Raw genomic sequence first — 20,243 nt, 5'->3', positions numbered from 1 at the left:
TAATTAATCGATATGCAAAAATGCACATCCCTAGCGGTTAGCGCCATAACCTCGTTTATCTATTACTCTTGTCTTATAGCTATGACAATCACGGCATAATGGTTGATGATTACTTGCTTGCCAAAAGAGAGGATCACTTTGTCCATCCTCAACTGGTTTGATATGGTCTATCACAGTAGCAGGAGTAAGTAATCCTTTATCATTACACATCTTGCATAGTGGGTTATGCCTAAGGTACTCAGCTCGATATATTTGCCATCGATGATTATAGCCTCGTTGTGCTGCTGTTCCTCGTGCTTTATCTTGCTGTTTATCTCTTCTATGCTCATCACATCGCCCTGATTTAACACGGTTACGACAATTAGGATATGAACATCTTTTTAATGGTTGTATTGGCATCATTCACCTAATAGATAGCTGGGTCACGGTAAACGCTCCAAAGCATATCAACAGTATGGGGCACTTCCTTAATTGTTAAGTCGGCAATCGTTTCTCTATTGGCATATAACGATCCAATATAAAGTAAACATCCTACTTTAATCGCTGGTGTAAATTCCAAGCCATTATCAAATCTTTTCCCTATATGCTTTTGACAAGCTTCTATTGCAGCATCAATATATAATTGTAATAGTGTATCTTCATCTACATCATCATAATCAATACGACAATGTGCTTTAACTTCATGTAAAGTAATCAAGTTATTCATTATCGATCTCCTTTTTCACTTCAACAGTTTGCTTCCATGCCTGACTAAATTCTTCGCCTCCCTCATAAGGAGGTAATCCCTCTTTTAGTCGTGCTTCATTAGGATTCATTACTCCTGATTTAATCGCAATATTATAACTGTTAAAGCGATCTATCGGACTGGTACGCATCAGATCGGATGTATCAAACTCAATTAGATAACGGCTTTTATCTTCGCTAACATCTATCATCAAGGCATCTTTTAATTGTTGTTCAAAGTTAGTTAGCCATGGTCTTAGCGTTAATGTTAAAAATGAGCGTGTAGCTTCTGAAAAGTTACTGTATGAGCTATGGGAATATTCTTGTATAAACATCGGGCTAATGTTAAAAATACGTGCAATATCTTCAATAGTAAACCGCCTGCTTTGCAACCACTCGGCATCTTGATTACTCATACCTAATTGCTCGTATTTCATACCGCCCTCAAGAATAGGCGTTTTACCTGCATTTTTTGCCCCTTTATAACGCTCTAATGCGTTTAGGGCTTTTTTGCCTTTTGCATCGTCCATCCATTCAGCCATAGAAACATAACCACTAGCCATTAAGCCATTTTTCATGACAGATGAGCCATGGCGTTGCTGTGCTAGCCCCAATCCTATTGCTTCACGGCAAATAGTAACAGGTGAACGCCCAATAAAGCCGTCATCACTCGCATAACGTAAATGTAATACCTCATCTTGTAAGTAATTTGTGACATTACCATCCTCATCGACAATGGAGTAAGCATAACGCCCATTACCCAATCGTTTTGGGGTAACGGCATAAGGTGGGAAGCTTTCAAGCCCACTAGGTCGCCCGTCATTACCCCAGTGAATGACCGCATAAGCATTACCACCTAATAAACAGTGGCGCATCATCGTGCGTTTAAACTGGTAAGGTGTCTGTTTGGTGTTTGGCATCTCATTTAGCAAATATTCAACAGGATGGCTTGATATGCGTTCACGTTCGCCTTTTTTGTTGAGCTTGTAAAGATAACACGGCATTGAGGCAACGGCTTCACTAATTACCGTGACCGCATTCATCACGGCAGGCAATGCCTCGGCTGAGCTAGGCGATACATATTCGCCCGAATTTGTATTAGGCAAGCCAAGGTAAGCGATTAACTCGTCAACCGTCATGCTTCGTTGCTCTTTCTTCTTACGGCTAAATAATCCCATGTTTATAACTCCATAAGGTCAAGCCATGCTTTACTTAAATCAGGCTGTAATTTTGTTTTAGCTTCAAGCATCGAGCGTTTAGCAATTTGGATATCACTTTCTTGGTAGGCGGGTATACTGGTGACCGTCACCTCAAATAATTCGGCTGCGCTGACAGTTCTTAAACAAGGCTCTTGATTAAAATCCCATGATTCTTGAGTAGCCATAAACCCAAACGACATACCTCGAATATCACCACGGCCAACACTGACAAGCAAATCACGCCCTAATTGAGTATCAGGCGGTGTAAGCTCAAACCTTAATCCGATATCATCCTCATTAAGAATTAATGTATTTGAAGTAGTGCGACCTAATAAAGACTTCGGATCATGCTCAAATAAAGCACGAATATCAGGATTATTATTTAATGATTGGCTAAAAGCCCTAGGAGCGAATTGCTCATAAAAATCACCCCATATTAATTGCGATCGGCTGTTCCACTTAACCACATAACCCACTAGTTTAGTATCGTCTCGTGTTATTTCGGTGCTTCTAATTTCATATTGTTTCTTATCCATATCAACCTCAAAGGGGCATATAGCCCCTGTTATTATTTACCTGCTGATAGTTCTAAGATTTTGATAGCGTTAGAATCAACCAAACCACCGCCTAAATATTTATCGGTATGGACTTTATAGAATCCTGGCTCTGTGATATTGTCGGGTCTGGTTCTTACCCCTGTTTCATGATCAACAATGTAGTAACCCCGTTTAAAGTCACCCACCGCAACAACGGCACCCGTATCATTCATATTTTCTAAATAATGAACAGGTTTACCTAACAGCATATCAGGATCGCCTGCTTTCAAACCATCACGCCAAATATAATCACCATTACCATTTTTAAGTTTTTGTAATGTTGCTGCAGTATTTGAGTTCATTACCCATACAGCATTTTTACGGTATTTCTTCTTAAGTTTGAAAAGTAAATCAATTAAACTATCCGCCGTGATTGCGGTAGTTGTCATCTTTTCTAGTGTGCCAAATGGACGCACTTTATCGGCTTGTGCTGCTTGCGGATAAGCAAGGAATCCTTTAGCTTTTTTAGTGCCATTACCATTAATTAAGTCTAATTCTTCGGTTTCGACAAAAGTATCTTTGATTTCATCGGTTAACCAACTTAAGACATCCAAATCACTAAAGTCTAAGATTTCTTGCGTTGTTTTAGGATAAGCATAAATCGGGTATAACTTGATTGATACTTCTTCAAGTTTTGGGGTAGCGGTTTCCGTTCTAGCTATTCCTTCTTCGCCGTGATTAACCGCTGCGCCACCTACAGATACCAGTTTTTTATATTCGTTTGAACCGATTTTTTAACCGTACAAATCGCACGCATTTCCGATTCATCCGATAACTGGCGCATGATTTCTTTATCTAACTCAGGAATAACCGTATAACCGCCGTCAGCAGGTACGCCAGTCGATAATGAACGGCTTTCCCCCGTGCGGATATAGTTACGTAACTCTTCATTAGTAAGTTTTTTATCGACGGGCTTACCTTTATCCGCAAGGCTACGCTCTTCATTGGCTAAGGTTTCATAGTTAGCAATATCTGTATTGAGTTGCTCAACATCAGCCTTAATGGTATCAAATTGTGTTTTTTCCTCGGGGGTCATACTGCGGTTTTCTTGCTCTGCTTTGTCAAGCATTGAACGCATTTCGGTTACTTTGGTTGCTTTTAATTGACGTAATTCAATCAGTTTTTTCATATCTATATTTACCTGTATTAATAAATTATTTACAGCGAGATATGAAAGGCTTTGAAAGGTGATAGTGGTTAAACTATAGAAGGTGCTGCGCTTTGGTTTTAGACTGCCATATCTGCGCTAATTCGTGGTTATTCTATTAACCCAAATAGCAGTCTAACAAAACAAAATAATATTGTTAATTCAATGAATTAGGTAAAATTAATCAGAAAGCATCAGAACAGAATTATCTAATCTTTATTTAATATTGGAGTATCGTCCAACTTGTCTCGGTATTTTTCTAAATGTTTAATCAATAAATTAAGTTGATCTTTATTTGTCGCTATGGGCTCATCTGATAAAACATGCCGAATAAAACCATGGGCATCACTATAAAAAAAAGCATTTTTGTTTAAGAGTTTTTCATATTCAGAATTTTTCATATCAGCAATAAAGTTAGTGATATCGTAATAGTCGTTATGGTCTTTAATGTCTTGTACTGTAATTGGCATGATTGCCTCCTATTTAATGTTTATTGTATTTATGGGTAAATCGGTTATGAAGTTCGTTATCAACCTCTAACGCAGCATCAGGGAACCAGTCATTACACTTATCATAATCAAGGTGTAAGTTAGTCCTGCGTCCCTCGCTATGCCTTGCTCTTATAATGACTTCTACATCATATTCTTTCATGGCTGATGGTAAAGCATTAACAAAGTTTCGAAGCGATAACGGATTTTTCAAGTTATTATTTTCGATAAAAGTAATATAGGCATGATACAAAAACCGCTTAAACTGTATCGGTGTCGAGTATTTACCTATCATCATTCCATCGGGTTTATCTGTAGCAAAAAGATAACTACAAAAATCAATCAGTGGGTTAGTTAATCGTTTCACTTCGATAGCCTCCGATGATTTTTGCTGTTTAATTAGTAATGATTTAGCCTTGCTATCATCCTTAAAATAGTTAAAGAGATGCCGAATAATAACGGATAACTCTGCGCTAATTTTATCTTTAAGATTAGGATCTCTTTCGTTAGCAGGGACAGGCTCGCCAAAGTGAAAAATAACCCTACGCCGTGAGATACCGCCATCATCATTACTAAATGTCATAGGGTTATTGTTAATCGCTAATATAACCCCCTGTATCTTAGTTGAATAAGGCTTCTTATATTTTTCATCTATCGCCACCTCATCACCCCCAGTAATCGCCTTGATACCGTTACCCTCACCGATATATTTGGCTTGGTCAGGTAAGATGATTAATGATTGCCCAACAATAAGCGACCTTTCTCTTGGTTTTTCTAAGGCTTCCATATTTGCCGATACCGTATTATTCTTGCCTGCTAGCATGGTAGCAATCTCAGCAAAAACACTTTTACCGCTACCGCCTGCGCCTGTAACCTCTAAGAATAATTGCCAGTCATAACGATTGGCTAAAATCATGTATAGCGCAGCTTTTATCGCATCCATTTTGATTTTATCTTTTTTAGCTGAGCGTGATAACCACTGATAAAAATGTGGTGCATGACGTTCCAAGTTTTCATTAGATACACTATCAACGTAATCAACATTATTAATTGATTGTAACCAATGGCTTTTAGAATGAGGCTTAAAAGCACGAGCTTGTAAATCAAAAACGCCATTTTTAAACCCGATTAAATTTCTAGCTTGTTCACCTTTTAACGGTATCTGTAGCTTCATGGTATCAATGGTTGATTTAACCCCTTTTTCTGAATAATGCGCTTTTGCTTGCCTGAATAGCTGAACTAATTCACGCTTTAGATCCATTTCAGCAATCATCTGCCAAACATTATCCTTATACTGATAGACTTCATTCGTAAGCATATCTAAAGCAAGATTATTGTCATAGTGCTCTATAAGTACATCTGCTTTCTGGCTAGCTTGCATTTGCGATAAGTCAGGAACGGGATTATGGGCATTTTTCGTAATGCCAACGTCTTGGCTTTTACCTTGTAAGTTACATTCAGCTTTTTTGATATTGCTGTCAAATACCGCTGTAGTTTTATTCATGCCATGTTGTTGCCTATAATCATCCCAATCACATTTATAATCTGTATCAGGAACGGAGTAATAACCATTTACCGCTTGAGCTGCTTCTATTGCTTTAGCTAAGCCCGTATTCGGGCTTTGGCCAATATCGTTATCACCTGCGATAATGATTTTAACGGTAGGATTTAGCTCACGAATAGCCTTGGCCACATGAATAAGATTGCCTGCGTCAATGGCGGATATAACAGTAGACTGTTGGCGTAATTCCGCTATCGATATCCCTGTAGCTAAACCCTCACAGATAATAATTTCATTATGTGCGAGCAAATTTGCGCACACCTCGGTAGGTCTACTCAAAATTGAGCTGACTAAAATAAAAGCCCCTTTTTTGCTCGAGCTTTTCATTAAGTGCTTGCTGCCGTCTAGCTCAATAAATTGACCACCTGCGTATTCATTATGAAGATTCAGCATGGGCGCAAAAATGCGCCCGTTATCTAACAAGGGTAAGTCAAAGGTTAACCCTTTCTTGGTCAGGTAATCTGATTGCCCTAATGTTGCTTTAGATAGCAAATACTCGACCTTTTTACATACGGGATTATCTGGTATGTTATTGTGATTTTGGTTCGCATTTAGATTTAAATACTCCGCTACTTTGTTTGATGCTTCTTTAGCGTCACAGTGATAATAGTTTTTGATAAGCTCTAAGCCGTCACCACTACCACACTGGTTACAGATGTACGTACCTCTACCATTTTGGTTATCAAATCTAAATCTATCCTTACCTCCACAGACAGGGCAGGGGCAATGCTTGCCATTACCCACCTCAATACCTAATAATTGAAAGATATAATCCCATTTACCTACAGCTTGGGTTGTAATTTCATTGATTTTCATCTTGTAACCCCTTGCGCTCGGTTTCGCTTCTAAATAGCTTTTTAGAATCGTTAATCAAGTCTGATACAGCATCAAGGGCATAAGCGCGTAACTCATCATTAATTGGTATATCAGAATCACAATCAAGCATTAAAAGCGTGGTGATAGCATCAGCTTGCCCTAGTTTTTTATTGATAGTATTCATTGCGTCCAGTGAGATATTAGCCATTATTCTTATCCTCCGTTAACCCGTACTCTTGTAACTCATCAAAAGCTTGCTCTACTAAATCAACGATAACCCACAGTAAATTACTCATGTCGGCTTGTTCGATAAAAGGCTCGTCATATCCTGCATACTTGTGATTAGTGTTGTCTAAGGCAATTTTAGCCATACTCCGAACTTGAATAAGTTTTGTTTCGATGTTATTTAATATCTGAAAGTTATTATTGCTCATAGTGATAACCTCCAAAGCTTCTGGCTCTTTCAATAACTGGATATAAGCGAATTCTGGCAATAAAGATAAGGGATGATTTGCCTAGGCTCTTGCGTGCTTGGCGTTCGGTTGTTGCCGTTGTTTGGACTACTTGAGCCGTTGATAGGTCATAGAATTTGTATAGTTTGGATTGTCTTGCACATAGGTGTGCGTTATCATAGCGGTTAGCCATAATCATTACTCCGTATAATGGTTGGGTTAGATCCCTCGATAGTGTTCCCGCACTTCTAGGGATTGCTTTTATAAGATAATTACTTATATAATGGTAACTACCTTTAAAATATAATCTAACATAATGGTAACTACCAATGCAAGATAAAAAAGAAAAAAAAGATTTCGACCGCTCAAACAGTACAATGAAGCATATTCGTTTTGAAGATGATTTACTTGAACAAATTAACCGACAAGCCAAGAAAAATGGTGAATCTTTTTCAGGCTGGGTCAAAACTGCTTGTAACTTGAGATTAGGGAAATAATTTATGAAAAAAGTAATATTTATTATTATAGTAATCGCCATTGCGGGATATTTAGCATATGATAAATTTAATGCACCTTGTGAACAAAATGACTTACTATGTAAAAATAAAGAATAGCTAAAATTCCCTCGAACGCTTCCGAAATCTACCCACTTTATTAACTCTGCGCTATTATAAAAACGTGCTTTAAATGCGTGACGCTTTGGCACAAATTCAATGCATCTGGTTAGTTTTACTGTCATTGAAAATTCCTTATTAATTGATTTTAATGTTTGAATAAAGGCAACTGTAACAGGTTGCCTTTTTTATTACCGAACATGAGTAATCCCACCGTTAGGGCTAATTAAATTAGCAAGAGCATTAAACCGTCTACTCACTTCTCTAATTGCTTCTGTCGGTGAATCGATTTCTTTAAATACGGATGTTTCAATCTGTTGTAAACAAATCAACATACCTAATTGAACTTCATCAGCATTTTGTCGCTCACCAGTAGATAAACCAATCATTTTATTTTCAGCTCTAGCAAGGTTTATATAGTGATGTTTTTCTACTCCTTGCATGGTTGATAATGAATCTCGGCTTTCATGGTAATAGGCTAATGATTCACGTTTTACGGCTTCACGCTTACGACTAGCAGCAAAGGCTTTGGTTACATCTAATTTAAATCTAACAATATCTTTATGATTCTTACCTCTGATTAACCGAGATATAAAATCAAATTGAATTTCATTTAGTAATACATATTTACTTTTACTTGCACCCGTTCGGTGTTTGCACGTTTCGATTTGAAATGGAAGCGTGCCTAATCCCCGAAGCTCACTTTTATTTTTATTAACTAAAGACATCAAACTCAAATGTTTAATTCCCATTTTTTCAGCTACCAAACGGCTATCAATACGAACCTCTTTAGATTGAACTAATTCAATATCACCTTGCTTAATAATCATCTTAGTAGCTCCCATTAGCAAACCCTCGGCGTTTAGTCGGTTGATTTATCTTTGCTACTGCTGGAGGGTTGTCTATCCAGTGAAGTAATTCCACTAATGACCAACCGCAAGAATTAGCTCCTAACGATTTTCTTAATGGATATTTACCTTCTTTCTCAAGTTGCCAAGCAGTAGAACGGGCGATACTTGTAATTTTGTATCGTTCATTTTCACGAACAAGGCGATCATATTGGATACCGTATTTATCCCTAATGGCTTTGTGTTGTTCTGGAGTGATTGAATATGACATTGAAAGCCCCTTACTGTACTCGGTTGCTTTCTAAATAGGTTTTAACTTCGGCCATATCGTAAACTACTCGACGTTTGCCAACTTTAATACCTTTGGGGAAGTTTGGATCATAGCGTAATGTATTCTTAGCACAACCTAAGATTAACGCCAGTTCATCAAGGGAATAGTATTTAGGAGTATTTAGGAGTATTTAACTGCATTTCTTACCTCATTAAGTTCATTTGTGTTTAACTAATGAGGTAATTATAGGAACTATATTTTATTACAGTAGTAGTGGTAATTATTAAACTACTAGTTGAATTAATTAACACTAGTAGCTAGTTTTTTAATACTAGCTCAAAGTCATAGCGTTTAGTTTTTTTAGATGAGCCTATACCATCAGCAACAAACCATTTAGCCATTTGTTCCGGAGATGGTAATCCTTTATTTGAAAAATCATTATGTTTTTTAATTTTTGTTGCAATTGCTTTTAACCCCAAATCTATATCTTTTTCTAGGTAGTAATTTTTAGTGTCCCGTGCAATCGTAATTACTTTATCTTTTAATGGATGTGATTTTTGTCCCGGTCTTGTTTGATTAAGTATAATATTTTTGGATTTAGATACTACTTTAAATAAAGGATTACATTTTTTCGTTTTTTCAATAAATTCTATTATCTCATTGGCTGTTATTGATAAATTATCTATAGTAATTTCTATTGTAGGTGTAATCGATAAGGTATTTAAAAACTTTACTCCATCTATACTTGTTAATTTTGTTTTTATAAAATCACTTTTACAAATAGCAAATTGATTAACACTTACAGGATGATTCAAATCATTAATAAGCTGCCTTATTCGACTAACTGGAACTTTTAGAGGCATACTGCAGCTAAGTAAATTTACGGAAAAAAAATGATCTGGTACAGTAAAATCAATATCCGCCCAAAACATAAATGCCCCACAATAGTTTGAAAATACCATATGATATATCATATTTTCAGGGACAATTAACGAATCCATACCATTAATATTATTAAGATCATTTTTAGCTTCGATACTTTCATAATAAAAATTCAATAAAATTTTGTCATTTGAATTTTCATCAATAGCTTTAGTTAAATAATAACAAATCTCTATTTCTTCGTTATATGCTAAATCAAGTAAGTTGTCCAAAGTAAATTCTGAGTTAAATTCTTTTTTTATTATTTCTACTGCATTATGTAATGAATATATATTTCTATTTAATTCCATACAGCAATCCTAGAAGTCATTAATTTAATATATCAAATATATTTAAATATAATTATACCTCCACTGGATAAAATTACATGTATTTTTAATATTGCTTTTTAGAGAAATCCGGCTAACCAAAGGAAAGGCTCTCATTTAGAAATCAGTACAGATTTAGAATCAAACCTAATGACATAATTTAATGTTATATATGTTATTATTATCTTTTAATAACACTTAAAAAAATATATATAAATCAATTATATTATGTTATTAGTGTTGTTAGTGTTATTAAAAATAATATATAAAGTATATTCCTATATAAGAGGCAATAAAAAACCAGTCTAGTTAACTGGCTTAATATATGACTATGGCAAAACTAATCATTAACGGTTTTCAAAGCATTACTCCCTGATAAAGACACATTCCCTTGGCTTGCTTGCTCTACAAAATCACCCCACCATTGCATCATATCTCTTCTTTTATCTAGGTAGTTAGCTCGGTTATAAATAGCTCTGATTGCGTTTCTGTCCACATGAGCTAATGAAACTTCAATAAGGTCATAATCAAAGCCATGCTCATTTAAAGCTGTAGATGCTAATGACCTAAACCCATGAGCAACTAACTCACCTTTAAAGCCCATTCTTTTAAGAGACATGTTTATTGTTTCTTTGTTCATTGGTTTGTTATAGGGTGATTTTAGTGTCGGGAAAACAAATTTAGTATAACCACTAATAGGCTTCATTATTTCCAGTAGGTTTATGGCTTGTTTGCACAATGGTATGAGATGATCACGTCTCATCTTCATCTTTTCAGCGGGTATTATCCATAGTTTATTATCTAGATCTATTTCTTCCCACAAAGCACTTACTGCCTCACTTGGTCTTGTGATAGTCAATAATTGCCATTCTATTAAGCATCTGGTTTGTAATTCTATATTAGCCAAAGAAAGGGCTTTCATTACTCTTGGTAATTCTGACGGCGGTAATGATGGTTGGTTTTTAGTTATAGGCGTTTTAAAAACTGTACTCATTCTGACCACAGGGTTAATATCAATAATATCTTGTGTAACAGCGTAATCCATAATTCGATTTATTCGCTGAATAATACGCCTAACTGTATCTAATTTTCCTGCGCTTTCTAATGGTCTCAAAACAGGAATAAAATCTTTTGCTTTAAGTTGATTTATAGGAATATCACCTAGCGCAGGATAAATATAGTTTTCTAATGAGCTTTTAATAATGCTTATAGTGTTATTGGTGAAACCTTTTGATTTCTGCAATTCGATCCATTTATCTGATATTTTTTTAAAAGTATTATTATTTTCTATTACTGATTGTTCTATTAATGATTTTCTTCGTTCTTGTGGATCTATACCTTGGCTTACTAATGTTCTATATTCTTCTCGTCTTTGCCTAGCCTGCTGTAATGTAACTTCAGGATAACTACCAAAACTAACCAAAGCCCTATTATTGGACACTGGATTAATATAATTAAATCGCCATATCTTTGAGCCAGTCACTTTGATGAGTATATATAATCCATTACCATCGGACAAAGTGTAATCCTTATCTTTTGGTTTGGCTGTTTTAATTTGAGTATCATTTAAAGGTTTTATTATCTTTGCCATGTTATACGTTTTTAAGTTATATCCGAGCGTATAACATAACATATAACATAAAAATTTGAATTTTGCTAAATCTTATTGAATTTAGATGAACCATGAAATCATTATAAAGCTTGTTTCTATTGGGCTTTTTGAACGTTTTTGAATTTTATTGAACTGTATAATTTCGACCCCAGCAGGAATCGAACCTGCAACTAGCCCTTAGGAGGGGCTTGTTATATCCATTTAACTATGAGGTCATAGGGTTGTACATTTTAATAAATTTTATTAGATAATGCCATTTAAATAACGAAAAATTTTCTATTTTAAGTAATCATGATACAATCGCATCATAATTAACCTCATTACTTTTAATCGAAGATACTATGAAAAAACGAATTGTTGGTATGATGTTTTCTGTAATGGCACTCACAAGTTGTGCTACTTATCAAGCCGAAACTAATTCCTATAGTGATCCGTTATCAGGTTTTAACAAAACCATGTTTGATGTTAACTACTATGCGCTTGATCCCTATGTTTTGCGTCCTGCCGCAGTAGCTTGGAAAGATTATGTTCCGTCTCCTGTTCGTACAGGTGTAGTTAACTTTTCATCTAACCTTTCTGAACCCGCTTCAATGGTGAACAACTTATTACAAGGTGACGTTCATAAAGCTGGAACACATTTAGCACGATTCTTTTTAAATACCGTTTTCGGTTTTGCTGGTTTGATGGATGTTGCTAGCATGTCTGATCCACAATTACAAAAAGGCGGCAAACGAACTTTTGGTGATGTTCTTGGTCATTACGATGTACCTTATGGTCCTTATGTTGTACTGCCATTTTATGGTTCAGCAACATTGAGAGAAGAAGGTGGTGGTATTGTTGACACCCTTTATCCTCCACTTGTTTGGATAGATTGGCAATGGATGTTGGCACGTGGTGTAATTGATGGCGTTGAAGCACGTGCAATGGCAATCGAGTATGAAGATCTGATTAAAAATAGCGATGATCCTTATAACTTTATGCGTAATGCTTACTTCCAACGTAATGACTTTATCGCATCGGGTGGTAAAGTAGATGAAAACAAACAGAAACAACGTGAAGAATCGATTAATGATGTTATTAATGATATTGATTCGCAATAACTTTTGTTAAATTATGTACTTTTATTAAATCATGTTAAAAACCGCCGTTATTTGGCGGTTTTTTATGTTCTTTTATTTATGATGATACTAATTTAGTCATTTTTTATTTACATATTTATTTTGATATTGATTTCATTTCTGGTAAATATTGCCAAAATCGGCTTGGCATTTGCTGGCGTTGTAATTTAGGATTGATTCGTTCTTTTATAGTTAATGCATTACAATAACGTAACCACATATTCTGAAATAGTACTTCGTCCTTAGATAGATAATTTTGATTCACCTGACTATTAATAATCAGATCATCTTTATCAACGAGCGAGATCGGTTCAATACTGTGTAAATTATAGATATAACCGTATTCGCGCTTTTCATCATATATAGCCCACTTTTGATCGGCAAAACGATCTTTAAAAAATTTAAGAACCAAAGGCAATACGTTATAAATAGGAGCAATATTCGAAAAATAGATCTTATCTTCCCTTTCATTAGGCATTGTCGTATCTTTAAGAGGATTGTCAATTGCACTAAAACGAACAAATTGCATTATACGATGTCGCTCCCGACTAACTTTTTTGGCAATATCATGTACAAATAACACATCTTTATCGGCAAAATCCGTTTCGATTGATTTAGATGATTTAAATACCTTGCAAATATAACGAAAAACAATTAAATCACTTTCAGGCAATTCTGATAACCAAACATACATTAAATGACGAAGCGCCGCTTTACTAATCTTATTAATTAACGCCAAACGTACACGCTCATATTTAAGATCACAAAATTCAACATTATGCCTATTAGACACTAATAGCGGTTCAACCTGCCCAATAGCCAACAGGCATTCAGGCATCTTTTTGAGTTTAAAAGCATCAAATACCGCACATAGCAATCCTTCAAAGCTTTTATCATAATAAAACGCCAACATGTCTACCACTCCATGACTAATTGCTGTGAAATATTATCTTGTTTATCTTCTAACAAAGGCGGATCTTGTAACGATAGTCGGATATATTCGGCCGAAGAATCAAGCAATTTAAATTTTCTCATTTCATGACAAACAACAAAAAATTTTGCTCGCTTTAAAACAACACCAATACGTTTAAGCGCATCAAAAGTAAGCTTACGATGACGTCTTGCCATCACAATTAACTTGGCCGATTTAACACCAATGCCTGGTACTCGCAAAATTTTTTGATAGCTATCACGGTTAACATCAACGGGAAAAAACTGCGGATTACGGATAGCCCAAGCCAGTTTAGGATCAACGCTTAAATCAAGATCAGGATATTGATCGTTAACAATTTCATCAACATTAAAATCATAAAAACGCAATAACCAATCGGCTTGATATAAACGATTTTCTCGCACTCTTGGTACGTCTTGTACAACAGGCAACCGCTTGTCGTAACCATTAACAGGAATAAATCCCGAGTAATAAACTCGTTTCATACTTGGGCGTTTGTAAAGCTTAGCGGTTAATTGCAAAATCTGTTTATCTGATTCATCGGTTGCACCAATAATAACTTGAGTACTTTGCCCAGCAGGTACAAATTTGGGTGTAGTGCGAAATTTTTTACGATCTTCGATATTTTCTAACACATTTTGATGTATTTGACGCATAGGCTGATAGATACTTTGATGATCTTTATCAGGTGCTAATAATTTAAGATTTTCTTCAGTTGGAATTTCTAAATTAACACTCATTCTATCAACCAATAAACCTGCTTGATTAATTAACTCATTACTAGCACCAGGAATCGCTTTCATATGAATATAGCCATTAAAACCATATTCATTTCGCAAAATCTTTACCACTTTAATCATTCTTTCCATGGTATGATCTGGACTTCTTACAATGCCTGAACTAATAAATAAACCTTCAATATAATTACGGCGATAAAATTCAATGGTCACATCAGCCAACTCACGTGGTGTGAAACCCGCTCTTGGAATATCATTACTTTGACGATTAATACAATAAGCACAATCAAACATACAATAATTAGTGAGCATAATTTTAAGTAACGAAACGCATCGCCCATCGGCAGTAAATGTATGACAAATACCAGACTTATGTGCACTACCAATGCCTTTACCTTTATTACCTCTTGAAGTGCCACTTGATGAGCAAGAAATATCATACTTTGCCGATTCAGCTAATATCTCAAGTTTAGTTATCATTTTTTCGTTCATATTGTGCCATTAAAATAACTGTTTATTTATACAGTATACAGTAATTATATTAAGCTTAGCAAGTAAATATTGTCGACAAAATCACTGTTACCTACGCTACTTAGGCAATTCTATTGATTTGATTACTTTTATATAAATAATTAAGACAATATCAAAAGATATAAATAAAAACATGGCAAGGTATTGTTCAGCTTACAACTGTACGCTATAATCAACAAACTTTTTTATATGAAGCCAGATAACTTAGGAGCTAAATAGTAAATGAAACGAGTTGTAATTACAGGGTTAGGAATTCTTTCAAGTATTGGGAATAATACTAAAGAAGTCTTAGAATCACTAAAAGTAGGTCGTAGTGGTATTACCTTTTCTCAAGAAATGAAAGATAGCGGGATGCGTAGCCATGTATGCGGAAATGTAAAACTTGACACTACTGGACTCATTGATCGCAAAGTTGTTCGTTTTATGAATGATGCTTCTATTTACGGTTATCTTGCTTTACAACAGGCTATTGAAGATGCAAAATTAACCCCTGAACAAGTCTCTAACCCTCGTACTGGCTTAATTGCTGGTTATGGTGGCTCAACTAAAACACAATACAATGTAGTAGCCGGAATGAAAGAAAAGGGATTACGAGGTGTAGGTCCTTATGCTGTAACCAAATCAATGTCATCGGCGATTTCGGCTTGCTTAGCAACTCCATTTAAAATTAAAGGAATTAGCTACTCAATGACATCTGCTTGTGCGACATCAGTTCACTGTATTGGTCATGCTGCTGAACTTATTCAACTTGGCAAACAAGACATCGTCTTTGCGGGTGGTGGTGAAGAACTTTGCTGGGAAATGTCTTGCGAATTTGATGCCATGGGCGCTTTATCAACCAAATATAACGACAACCCAGAAAAAGCATCACGTGCTTATGATAAAAACCGTGATGGTTTTGTTATTGCTGGCGGTGCAGGTATGGTTGTAGTTGAAGAATTAGAACATGCGCTTGCTCGTGGTGCTCATATTTATGGCGAACTGGTTGGATATGGCGCAACGTCGGACGGTCATGACATGGTTGCCCCATCAGGTGAAGGCGCAATGCGCTGTATGCAACTTGCTATTCAAGATTTAGATGTTCCAGTTGATTACATCAACACCCACGGCACATCAACCCCAGTTGGTGATGTCAAAGAATTATGGGCAATCAAACAAGTATTTGGCGATAACATCCCTGCTATTTCATCAACCAAATCAATGACTGGTCATTCATTAAGTGCAACAGGTGCGCAAGAGCTTATCTATTCATTATTAATGTTAGAACATGGCTTTATTACACCAAGTATCAATATTGATGAACTTGATGAAGCAGCAATCGGCATGAACATTATTACTGAACCAACCGAGCGTGAACTAACAACAGTCATGTCAAATAGCTTTGGTTTTGGTGGTACTAATGCCTCAATTGTAATGAAAAAATATAAAGCTTGATAAGTAAATTTAATTAATATCAATCAAAAAAACCGTTCTAGATTGAACGGTTTTTTGTAAGGTTGATAATAAAAATTAAATATTTATAAAACGTTACTTAAAAATAGCCGTGTTTGTTCAGCAGCAATCTTAATCAACAACGGCAATAGCAACAAGCAAAGCTTCGGCTTTAGCAATAGCATCGATTTTAATCATCTTTTTGACATCCATATAATTATCTGCATTCGGCTTTGATGCCATGATGAGGCAAACTTATCAAAATTATGGTGCTATAAACGTCTTTCTTACTTTAAAATTGTTCAGTTAGACTATTGATTTTATTGATTTTTTATTTTTAAATAAAGTCATATACTTATAGGCTAGTTGTTTATTACATTGAATTTGGCTTTTTAAGAAAGGCGCTTTTGTTATTTGATAATAGCTATTTAATAACAACTTGTTAATAACAAAAGCGCAAACTTTAAAATTGTCTCGGTCTGGCGTTATTTTGGCTTTTAGTCATTAAAGCACTAGGCTCGCAGGCTTTGCCTGCTCAAAGCCCCAACATGCGCTGGGGTTTTATTTTTCTTATATTTTCCTCTCAGGCACCATAAGCCCCCCCCTTTTCGCCCTAGGGATTAAGGACTAAACACCTAATAACTAAGGTGTGGTGCAAACAGCCCAAAGGCCTTTGTTAGGATTGTCGCTGTAGAGGTCGCCTGAGTGAGAGACGACAGCAAACCAGTAGTTACCTGCTGCGTCACTTGTCCAGTAATCGTAGAAGACGAAGCCCGCATCAGCGTAGTAGAGCATGACGCCCCATTCCGTGAAAAAGCCTGCTCCTATGTGACGCATGTGATAATTACCATCAGACGACGGAATGGCGCCATCTATGCCATTTATACAAGGAAAGTAACTATGTACACCACACTTCGCATTGGTTAAATCGCTTACCCTTGGCATTCGATAACCCAAACTATTACACCATGTAGTTTGATTAGAATGGCTAGTTCTTTGACCTCCTCGATTAACAAACCACTGCCTCAATTCAAATCCATACCGAACCTCATTACCACTTCTATCCCTTCCAACCAATTCAAAGGTTTGTGGCAAAGATGGACGTCTAAGTGAACTTGGATTATCTGAATTTATCTGAGTACTATTAGCTTTAGGACCATTCAGCGTTACCCTCGTTACGTTCTTGGACTTATCTCTAATCCAAATATCAGCTGATATAGTGCTCCCTTGTGGGTCTGTGAATGTTCCTGTATGCGGCCTAACCCAACTCACCGTTGCCGTTATATCACCACGTGTGGTAACTGTCCAACTCAACTGACTTGCATCTACCCCAGCAATAAGCAAATCAAAATACAATCCATCTGACCCCGTAGTTGGAAAATTCAATCCGTAAGATGACGGGTTTGTTGACTGAACTAAAAAGCCCTTAGCTGGATTCCATATGTTAGCTGGGCCTGCATAACGTGGGCCGTCGTAAGAAACAATACCACTTGTTCCACCCACCAACAAATTCGGCCTGACCGAACAAATAACGGGTTGTGACGGTGGAGTGATATAATACTCCGCTGTTCCTCCACTAAAAGTACTACTATCTGGCAAACCATATTGTGTAGTTAAACTACCTCCAGTACTACTTAAAGTTACCTTATAAGATGCATTACATATATCTAATGCATCACTACGATTAATGGTATTGCCATCTTTATCCGTTATTGCTAACGATATACTTCCTGATGCAGTAATTTCACTTGCTCCCTGTCCATCTCCATCATCGTCTCTCCATTTACCTTGTGTCACTAAATCATTTATATTTATTGAGTCGCTTGATGGCGGGACTATCATTTCAATATCAGCCAAGGTATCCCCTACATTAGATAACTCGATTGGCGAGGTTGGTGATGAAGGATTATCTTGCGGTGCGAATGTTCGACCATCCGATAACTTAATACCTAATAAATCCTCTGTTTTAGTCACTTTAGTAACACCACCATCAAAGGTTAAATAAGGCGCAGTACCGTGAATGCGCTCAGAAGTCGTGGCCGATAATGCCTGCGATTCAAAAGAGTACGACAATAACAACAACGGCACTAATGCCAATGGGATTTTTGAAAATAATTTTGTGGATAATTTCGATGATATAAATAAGTTTCGGGTAAAAACTCGTCGAATAGGATTATTTGATAAATTTAAGACATAGGTTTGCCAGTGCTTGTGCCTTGTGCCTTGTGCCTAAAATGGTACTGCATTTTGTTCCACCTGTCAAGTAATATTTTGTTTTATTTCGATTTTTATAATTATTCGCTTATTTAATAAGCTTACCTTACTAAAGCGATGAAAGTATAACCATTTATAAAATAGTTGGCTAGTTTTTTTGCGGACTTTTTTGTAAAGAAATGTAAATAAATTTAAAGAAACATAAAGATAAAAACAATTCAGTTATAAAAATAGGTGAATTTTTTAATTAAAATGTGGTGTTAGCTTTAGGACTTTTTGACTTTTACGGAATGATTAATATTGATGATAACATCTAACACGCAAACACACCAAACAGCCCTGTTTGGCGTGCTAGCTTTACTTCGTTATCGGCATATTTTGGCGCTCTGATAAGGCAAACTTATTAGCATTGTGGTGCTATAAGTGTGTTTTTACTCAAAATTATTCAGGTAAGGTATTAATTTTATTTGCTTTTATTCAAATAAGTTAATTACAGGAGGGATGAGTAAAATTATAGTTTTTAGAGAAATCTAAAAATCTTCTTCTTTTTTCCAATAAATTTTACGCCCAAATCCCAGCAAATTATTCGTCATTTTCACATAATGTAACTGTAATGCCCAAATTGGTGCTTTAATAACTCTTGCAAAGGGAAATGCCCGATAATATAGCGCATAGGCATGCTCAGCTTGTTGTTTTTGTAATCGTGTTGCTTGAGCTTGAAATTGGATCCCTTGGATCTGTGCAACCGTCTTAGGAGTAATACTGATGGTGCCCGCTATTAGTGGGTTTGTTAACATGGCTTTAGCGTGTTCGGTTTTTAATTCGGAAAGAAGATACAGACACATTACCGATTCATCAAAAACATAAAAGGTGTTACATGCCCATGGTTTGTTGTCAGGTAAGATTACGTTTAGCGATAATACATGGTTATTTTTAATAAATTTTATGATTTTAGAGTCGGCTTGCATATTTTTTATTTATTGGTGTTATTCGGTTTTAGTGTTTAGGTGCAGATCTTCGCCCCATCGTGGTAGCGATGGGATGTTAATATCAAATAGGTCAAGTGCTCTTGCTACGCTATGGGTGATGATATCATCCAAACATTCAATATGCTGATATAAAGCTGGTACTGGCGGGCATATTACACCACCCATAAGTGTCACGGTTTCCATGTTTTTTAGGTGCGTTAAATTTAAGGGTGATTCACGAACCATTAATACCAAGCGACGACGCTCTTTTAATGCAACATCAGCAGCACGAGTAAGTAAGTTATCTGATAAGCCATGTGCTATGGCAGCTAGAGTCCTCATTGAGCAAGGTGCAATTAGCATACCCATAGTTTTAAACGATCCGCTTGCAATGGCCGCACCAATATTATTGACAGAATATACTTTATCAGCTAGTGATTCTATTTGTGCTATGCTGGTGTTAGGGAATTCGTAAGCGCGCGTTATTTGTGCTGCTTTTGATATTACTAAATGAGTCTGAATATCAAGTGATTTTAAAAGCTCTAACGCTTTTATTCCATAAGCAAACCCTGTTGCTCCACTAATGCCAATCACTATCCGCTGGAGAGTCATGTTTATCCTATATTAATAAAATTGTTAATCATTATTTTATTTAGTCTACAAATTATATTGTACATTTAAAAATAAGCGATATTAAAGCTAGTTATTAATTTAG

21 protein-coding genes, 1 tRNA gene and 1 pseudogene are annotated in these 20,243 nt (G+C 36.0%); 3 read left to right on the top strand and 20 right to left on the bottom strand.

Going from position 1 to position 20,243, the window contains the following annotated elements:
• Window positions 1-30: 30 nt before the first annotated feature.
• The 10 genes and pseudogenes from GYW75_RS01175 to GYW75_RS01130 form a co-directional block, all read right to left on the bottom strand.
• A complete protein-coding gene (locus GYW75_RS01175; protein ID WP_065639114.1) occupies window positions 31-399 on the bottom strand; it encodes an HNH endonuclease signature motif containing protein in 369 nt (122 codons plus the stop codon).
• Between the two features lie 7 nt (window positions 400-406).
• The gene (locus GYW75_RS01170) at window positions 407-706 is read right to left on the bottom strand and encodes a head-tail connector protein (protein WP_174798137.1); all 300 of its coding nucleotides are present in this window, start codon (window positions 704-706) and stop codon (window positions 407-409) included.
• Window positions 699-1,901, bottom strand: a complete 1,203-nt coding sequence (locus tag GYW75_RS01165; protein ID WP_174798136.1) for a phage portal protein — start codon at window positions 1,899-1,901, stop codon at window positions 699-701. The genes GYW75_RS01170 and GYW75_RS01165 overlap by 8 nt, the downstream gene beginning before the upstream one ends.
• A gap of 2 nt (window positions 1,902-1,903) precedes the next feature.
• Window positions 1,904-2,458 (bottom strand): HK97 family phage prohead protease, encoded by a 555-nt coding sequence (locus tag GYW75_RS01160; protein WP_039128010.1) that lies wholly within the window; start codon window positions 2,456-2,458, stop codon window positions 1,904-1,906.
• 32 nt (window positions 2,459-2,490) lie between these two features.
• Window positions 2,491-3,647, bottom strand: a pseudogene (locus tag GYW75_RS12290) (phage major capsid protein).
• 227 nt (window positions 3,648-3,874) lie between these two features.
• Complete coding sequence (locus tag GYW75_RS01150; RefSeq protein WP_065639110.1) at window positions 3,875-4,135, bottom strand: hypothetical protein; 261 nt, start codon at window positions 4,133-4,135, stop codon at window positions 3,875-3,877.
• A gap of 13 nt (window positions 4,136-4,148) precedes the next feature.
• Window positions 4,149-6,530, bottom strand: coding sequence for a phage/plasmid primase, P4 family (locus GYW75_RS01145; RefSeq protein WP_174798135.1), 2,382 nt, complete (start codon window positions 6,528-6,530; stop codon window positions 4,149-4,151).
• Complete coding sequence (locus tag GYW75_RS01140) at window positions 6,517-6,738, bottom strand: hypothetical protein (RefSeq protein ID WP_174798134.1); 222 nt, start codon at window positions 6,736-6,738, stop codon at window positions 6,517-6,519. Before GYW75_RS01140 ends, GYW75_RS01145 begins: the two co-directional genes overlap by 14 nt.
• A complete protein-coding gene (locus GYW75_RS01135; protein WP_174798133.1) occupies window positions 6,731-6,964 on the bottom strand; it encodes a hypothetical protein in 234 nt (77 codons plus the stop codon). Before GYW75_RS01135 ends, GYW75_RS01140 begins: the two co-directional genes overlap by 8 nt.
• Window positions 6,954-7,175: a host cell division inhibitor Icd-like protein gene (locus tag GYW75_RS01130; RefSeq protein ID WP_174798132.1), complete on the bottom strand. Its 222-nt coding sequence runs from the start codon at window positions 7,173-7,175 to the stop codon at window positions 6,954-6,956. The genes GYW75_RS01135 and GYW75_RS01130 overlap by 11 nt, the downstream gene beginning before the upstream one ends.
• Window positions 7,176-7,311: 136 nt before the next feature.
• Between GYW75_RS01130 and GYW75_RS01125 the strand changes: the two genes are divergently transcribed.
• Window positions 7,312-7,479 (top strand): YlcI/YnfO family protein, encoded by a 168-nt coding sequence (locus GYW75_RS01125; protein WP_174798131.1) that lies wholly within the window; start codon window positions 7,312-7,314, stop codon window positions 7,477-7,479.
• 308 nt (window positions 7,480-7,787) lie between these two features.
• Here the strand turns inward: GYW75_RS01125 and GYW75_RS01120 are convergent, their stop codons facing one another.
• The 5 genes from GYW75_RS01120 to GYW75_RS01095 all read right to left on the bottom strand — a co-directional run bounded on the left by GYW75_RS01120 (window position 7,788) and on the right by GYW75_RS01095 (window position 11,792).
• Complete coding sequence (locus GYW75_RS01120; protein WP_174798130.1) at window positions 7,788-8,426, bottom strand: Rha family transcriptional regulator; 639 nt, start codon at window positions 8,424-8,426, stop codon at window positions 7,788-7,790.
• 1 nt (window position 8,427) lies between these two features.
• On the bottom strand, window positions 8,428-8,715 hold the full coding sequence (locus GYW75_RS01115; RefSeq protein ID WP_065560022.1) for a helix-turn-helix transcriptional regulator: 288 nt from the start codon (window positions 8,713-8,715) through the stop codon (window positions 8,428-8,430).
• 317 nt (window positions 8,716-9,032) lie between these two features.
• The gene (locus GYW75_RS01105) at window positions 9,033-9,947 is read right to left on the bottom strand and encodes a hypothetical protein (protein ID WP_174798129.1); all 915 of its coding nucleotides are present in this window, start codon (window positions 9,945-9,947) and stop codon (window positions 9,033-9,035) included.
• 358 nt (window positions 9,948-10,305) lie between these two features.
• The gene (locus GYW75_RS01100; RefSeq protein WP_174798128.1) at window positions 10,306-11,556 is read right to left on the bottom strand and encodes an integrase domain-containing protein; all 1,251 of its coding nucleotides are present in this window, start codon (window positions 11,554-11,556) and stop codon (window positions 10,306-10,308) included.
• 164 nt (window positions 11,557-11,720) lie between these two features.
• Window positions 11,721-11,792 (bottom strand) — tRNA-Arg (locus GYW75_RS01095).
• A gap of 126 nt (window positions 11,793-11,918) precedes the next feature.
• Between GYW75_RS01095 and GYW75_RS01090 the strand changes: the two genes are divergently transcribed.
• Window positions 11,919-12,677 carry an MlaA family lipoprotein gene (locus tag GYW75_RS01090; RefSeq protein WP_065589588.1) on the top strand — a complete coding sequence of 253 codons (759 nt, stop codon included), beginning with the start codon at window positions 11,919-11,921 and terminating at the stop codon, window positions 12,675-12,677.
• A 115-nt stretch (window positions 12,678-12,792) separates the two neighbouring features.
• Here the strand turns inward: GYW75_RS01090 and GYW75_RS01085 are convergent, their stop codons facing one another.
• Together GYW75_RS01085 and GYW75_RS01080 are read right to left on the bottom strand one after the other, a co-directional pair.
• Window positions 12,793-13,608 (bottom strand): TIGR03915 family putative DNA repair protein, encoded by an 816-nt coding sequence (locus tag GYW75_RS01085; protein ID WP_174798127.1) that lies wholly within the window; start codon window positions 13,606-13,608, stop codon window positions 12,793-12,795.
• 2 nt (window positions 13,609-13,610) lie between these two features.
• Window positions 13,611-14,876 (bottom strand): putative DNA modification/repair radical SAM protein, encoded by a 1,266-nt coding sequence (locus tag GYW75_RS01080; protein ID WP_174798126.1) that lies wholly within the window; start codon window positions 14,874-14,876, stop codon window positions 13,611-13,613.
• Between the two features lie 261 nt (window positions 14,877-15,137).
• Between GYW75_RS01080 and fabB the strand changes: the two genes are divergently transcribed.
• Window positions 15,138-16,349: a beta-ketoacyl-ACP synthase I gene (gene fabB / locus GYW75_RS01075; protein WP_034910913.1), complete on the top strand. Its 1,212-nt coding sequence runs from the start codon at window positions 15,138-15,140 to the stop codon at window positions 16,347-16,349.
• Window positions 16,350-16,988: 639 nt separating this feature from the next.
• On the opposite strand, the gene GYW75_RS01070 is transcribed toward fabB, so the two are convergent.
• The 3 genes from GYW75_RS01070 to GYW75_RS01060 form a co-directional block, all read right to left on the bottom strand.
• Window positions 16,989-18,443, bottom strand: a complete 1,455-nt coding sequence (locus GYW75_RS01070; protein ID WP_238786369.1) for a hypothetical protein — start codon at window positions 18,441-18,443, stop codon at window positions 16,989-16,991.
• Between the two features lie 647 nt (window positions 18,444-19,090).
• Complete coding sequence (locus GYW75_RS01065; RefSeq protein WP_085163852.1) at window positions 19,091-19,528, bottom strand: hypothetical protein; 438 nt, start codon at window positions 19,526-19,528, stop codon at window positions 19,091-19,093.
• Window positions 19,529-19,546: 18 nt separating this feature from the next.
• A complete protein-coding gene (locus tag GYW75_RS01060) occupies window positions 19,547-20,140 on the bottom strand; it encodes a UbiX family flavin prenyltransferase (RefSeq protein WP_034910921.1) in 594 nt (197 codons plus the stop codon).
• Window positions 20,141-20,243: the final 103 nt, after the last annotated feature.

Origin of the sequence: Gilliamella sp. ESL0232 (genome assembly GCF_013346885.1) — a bacterium.
GTDB lineage: Bacteria > Pseudomonadota > Gammaproteobacteria > Enterobacterales > Orbaceae > Gilliamella > Gilliamella bombi.
The sequence above is the reverse complement of the archived record's forward strand: the minus strand, read 5'-3'. Positions and strand labels throughout refer to the sequence as shown.

What these genes read in the sequence shown, in the direction of transcription:
- GYW75_RS01175 (WP_065639114.1), bottom strand. Translation starts at nt 399, where the DNA reads ATGCCAATACAACCATTAAAAAGATGTTCATATCCTAATTGTCGTAAC.
- GYW75_RS01170 (WP_174798137.1), bottom strand. Translation starts at nt 706, where the DNA reads ATGAATAACTTGATTACTTTACATGAAGTTAAAGCACATTGTCGTATT.
- GYW75_RS01165 (WP_174798136.1), bottom strand. Translation starts at nt 1,901, where the DNA reads ATGGGATTATTTAGCCGTAAGAAGAAAGAGCAACGAAGCATGACGGTT.
- GYW75_RS01160 (WP_039128010.1), bottom strand. Translation starts at nt 2,458, where the DNA reads ATGGATAAGAAACAATATGAAATTAGAAGCACCGAAATAACACGAGAC.
- GYW75_RS01150 (WP_065639110.1), bottom strand. Translation starts at nt 4,135, where the DNA reads ATGCCAATTACAGTACAAGACATTAAAGACCATAACGACTATTACGAT.
- GYW75_RS01145 (WP_174798135.1), bottom strand. Translation starts at nt 6,530, where the DNA reads ATGAAAATCAATGAAATTACAACCCAAGCTGTAGGTAAATGGGATTAT.
- GYW75_RS01140 (WP_174798134.1), bottom strand. Translation starts at nt 6,738, where the DNA reads ATGGCTAATATCTCACTGGACGCAATGAATACTATCAATAAAAAACTA.
- GYW75_RS01135 (WP_174798133.1), bottom strand. Translation starts at nt 6,964, where the DNA reads ATGAGCAATAATAACTTTCAGATATTAAATAACATCGAAACAAAACTT.
- GYW75_RS01130 (WP_174798132.1), bottom strand. Translation starts at nt 7,175, where the DNA reads ATGGCTAACCGCTATGATAACGCACACCTATGTGCAAGACAATCCAAA.
- GYW75_RS01125 (WP_174798131.1), top strand. Translation starts at nt 7,312, where the DNA reads ATGCAAGATAAAAAAGAAAAAAAAGATTTCGACCGCTCAAACAGTACA.
- GYW75_RS01120 (WP_174798130.1), bottom strand. Translation starts at nt 8,426, where the DNA reads ATGATTATTAAGCAAGGTGATATTGAATTAGTTCAATCTAAAGAGGTT.
- GYW75_RS01115 (WP_065560022.1), bottom strand. Translation starts at nt 8,715, where the DNA reads ATGTCATATTCAATCACTCCAGAACAACACAAAGCCATTAGGGATAAA.
- GYW75_RS01105 (WP_174798129.1), bottom strand. Translation starts at nt 9,947, where the DNA reads ATGGAATTAAATAGAAATATATATTCATTACATAATGCAGTAGAAATA.
- GYW75_RS01100 (WP_174798128.1), bottom strand. Translation starts at nt 11,556, where the DNA reads ATGGCAAAGATAATAAAACCTTTAAATGATACTCAAATTAAAACAGCC.
- GYW75_RS01090 (WP_065589588.1), top strand. Translation starts at nt 11,919, where the DNA reads ATGAAAAAACGAATTGTTGGTATGATGTTTTCTGTAATGGCACTCACA.
- GYW75_RS01085 (WP_174798127.1), bottom strand. Translation starts at nt 13,608, where the DNA reads ATGTTGGCGTTTTATTATGATAAAAGCTTTGAAGGATTGCTATGTGCG.
- GYW75_RS01080 (WP_174798126.1), bottom strand. Translation starts at nt 14,876, where the DNA reads ATGAACGAAAAAATGATAACTAAACTTGAGATATTAGCTGAATCGGCA.
- fabB (WP_034910913.1), top strand. Translation starts at nt 15,138, where the DNA reads ATGAAACGAGTTGTAATTACAGGGTTAGGAATTCTTTCAAGTATTGGG.
- GYW75_RS01065 (WP_085163852.1), bottom strand. Translation starts at nt 19,528, where the DNA reads ATGCAAGCCGACTCTAAAATCATAAAATTTATTAAAAATAACCATGTA.
- GYW75_RS01060 (WP_034910921.1), bottom strand. Translation starts at nt 20,140, where the DNA reads ATGACTCTCCAGCGGATAGTGATTGGCATTAGTGGAGCAACAGGGTTT.